General features: G+C 40.3%; 2 protein-coding genes. Both read left to right on the top strand.

Annotated elements, in window-relative coordinates; all coding sequences use genetic code 11:
- The first annotated feature begins 179 nt into the window (after positions 1 to 179).
- The gene (locus tag V7659_RS31995) at positions 180 to 833 is read left to right on the top strand and encodes a cell wall hydrolase (protein ID WP_017359441.1); all 654 of its coding nucleotides are present in this window, start codon (positions 180 to 182) and stop codon (positions 831 to 833) included.
- Between the two features lie 113 nt (positions 834 to 946).
- On the top strand, positions 947 to 1,102 hold a 156-nt coding region (locus V7659_RS31990), incomplete at its 3' end, for an oligosaccharide flippase family protein (protein ID WP_335543983.1).

Below are 1,102 nucleotides of genomic sequence, written 5' to 3'. Positions count from 1 at the left end.
AAAAAGAGACTATATTAAACGCTTACATTACCAGTTCGTGCGTATTTCAACTAGGACATGCCATTTAATGACGGAATTTGGACAGGCATGAAAATCTTTGTGCGTGAAAATAGAAGAAGCTCTTGTTAGAGTGGACAAGTATCTTACAGCCTACATTGATTAAAGGAGGAATGAGGCGAATGATCAAAATTCATACAGCTCTTTTTGCCATCCTTATGCTCATCTCAGCGATCAAGATGGACAATATACAAGAGCAAGAAGGCACATTAAGTCAGAAACTTGGACAAGCACCTGTAAAGCATCAGCTTTCATATATAGATCAAGATGAAAAGCATACTGTGATCCCAGCGTTTTCAGAGGAGAAACATCAGCCGAAAGTGAAAATGCTAAGCACGTCAACAGAGGAGAAGGCATCAAAACCGAAGCCGAAGAAAAAGGAAACGGCAAAGCCAGCAAGCTCAAGAAATCAATCACACTATTCTAATGAAGAAATGGACTTGCTTTCTCGGTTGGTACATGCCGAAGCAAAAGGTGAATCTTACGCCGGGAAAAAAGCGGTAGCAAGCGTCGTCTTAAACCGCGTAGAACACCGCTCTTTTCCTGACAGTGTCAGAGGCGTGATTTATCAGCGAAATGCCTTCCAGCCCGTATCAAATGGAAGTATCAATGATAAGGCAGACCAGGATTCCGTAAAAGCTGTGAAGCAGGTTGTCAAAGAAGATGACAGAACAACAAAGGCGATTTATTTTTATAATCCAAAAACGGCGACAGATAACTGGATTCGTTCTCGTAAAATTGTAGAACGCATTGGTCGTCATGTGTTTGCAGTGTAAAGAAAAACAGCGATCAATCAGTCGCTGTTTTTTTGTCTTCTATTATTAAAATATTTTCAGGACTTGTCTCATAGAATGTGAAAAGAATTTGCTTTTAGACAAGTGGAGGCTACATGAATCGATTTGTAAAAGGGGTCATTCTGCTATCTGTCGCAGCTTTCATTGCTGAGTGTATCGAGTTTTTAGTCAATATGATTTTAGCGAGAGAGCTTGGAGAACATGGAATGGGTTTATATATGAGCATCCTTCCCATCATCATGCTTGTGCTT

This window comes from Neobacillus drentensis (assembly GCF_036966985.1).
Lineage (GTDB): Bacteria > Bacillota > Bacilli > Bacillales > Cytobacillaceae > Neobacillus > Neobacillus drentensis_E.
This window is presented reverse-complemented; position numbering and strand designations above follow the sequence as displayed.

Bases quoted from the DNA above. Each gene is read 5' to 3' on its own strand.
- V7659_RS31995 (WP_017359441.1), top strand. From the start codon at position 180: ATGATCAAAATTCATACAGCTCTTTTTGCCATCCTTATGCTCATCTCA.